Origin of the sequence: Candidatus Magnetaquicoccus inordinatus, assembly GCF_004217665.1 — a bacterium.
Classification (GTDB): domain Bacteria; phylum Pseudomonadota; class Magnetococcia; order Magnetococcales; family Magnetaquicoccaceae; genus Magnetaquicoccus; species Magnetaquicoccus inordinatus.
Window position 1 is genome coordinate 1 of the sequence record NZ_RXIU01000510.1, and the last position, 1,113, is coordinate 1,113.

Annotated in this window: 1 protein-coding gene; it reads left to right on the forward strand. The window is 53.8% G+C overall.

The window, feature by feature from the left end; translation table 11 throughout:
* Window positions 1-959 (forward strand): N-acetyl-gamma-glutamyl-phosphate reductase (gene argC, locus EJP87_RS16910; protein ID WP_130472988.1); only part of this gene is annotated, 959 nt, incomplete at its 5' end.
* Between the last annotated feature and the right edge of the window lie 154 nt (window positions 960-1,113).

Consider the following 1,113-nt stretch of genomic DNA (forward strand, 5'->3'; position numbering starts at 1 on the left):
AGATTGTGCATGTCACTTCGGAGCGCTATGCCGGCAAACCATTGCGGCAAGCCTTTCCGCATTTGCGCAGCCTTCCCGATCTCTGCTGTCGTCCTCTGGGTGACAAAGAGGGATTGGATAGGGTGGATGTGGCCTTTTGTGCGCTGCCTCATTTGGCATCGATGCGTGAGGTGCCGCAGCTTCTTGGCAATGCGCTGCGGGTGATCGATCTCTCTGCCGATTTTCGTTTGCACGATCCTTTGGTCTATCGCAGTTGGTATGGAAGCGAACATCTGGCAACGCAACTGCTTCCAGAGGCGGTCTATGGATTGCCGGAGCTGCACCGTGCGGCTATCACTACCGCCCGCCTGGTTGCCAATCCCGGCTGCTATCCCACATCTGTGCTCTTGGCATTGGCCCCACTTTTGAAAGGGGAGTGGATCGATCCTGCCTGCTTGCTCATCGATAGCAAATCGGGGGTCAGCGGTGCCGGACGTTCGGCCAGTCAGGATAACCTGTTTACGGAAGTCGAAGGGGGATTCCGTGCCTATAAGGTGGAAGGGCATCGCCATACCCCAGAAATGGAACAAGAATTATCGCTATTGGCGGGTACAGAGCTGCGCATTCGCTTTGTCCCACACCTGTTGCCCCAGTCAAGGGGCATCTTGAGCACTTGCCATCTGCGCCCTCGTGTTGTACGGTCCCAGGCGGAATGGCAGGAAACCCTGCACTCCTACTATCTGAACGAACCCTTTGTTCAGGTGTTGGAAGCAGGAAACTGGCCAGCAACCAGTCATGTACGCGGCTCCAATTATTGTCATCTTGGTGTGGCGGTCGACTCCCGCACCGGTTGGTTGACAGTGTTGTCGGTCATCGACAATCTGGTCAAAGGAGCTGCCGGACAAGCAGTGCAAAATATGAATCTCATGTTTGGCATGGATGAACGGACCGGATTGGAGCAGTTGCCACTTTTTCCATAATAAACAAGAGGTGGAAGGTGGAAGCAACCTGGCAGGCAGAGCAGAGATTTTCGGCTGCGACAGGTTGAAAAGATTTATTTCGAGCAGAGATAATATGAGCGACTGCTCATATATGCTTGCCAAGTGGCACCAAGTCTGGTAACAAGCAGTCTTT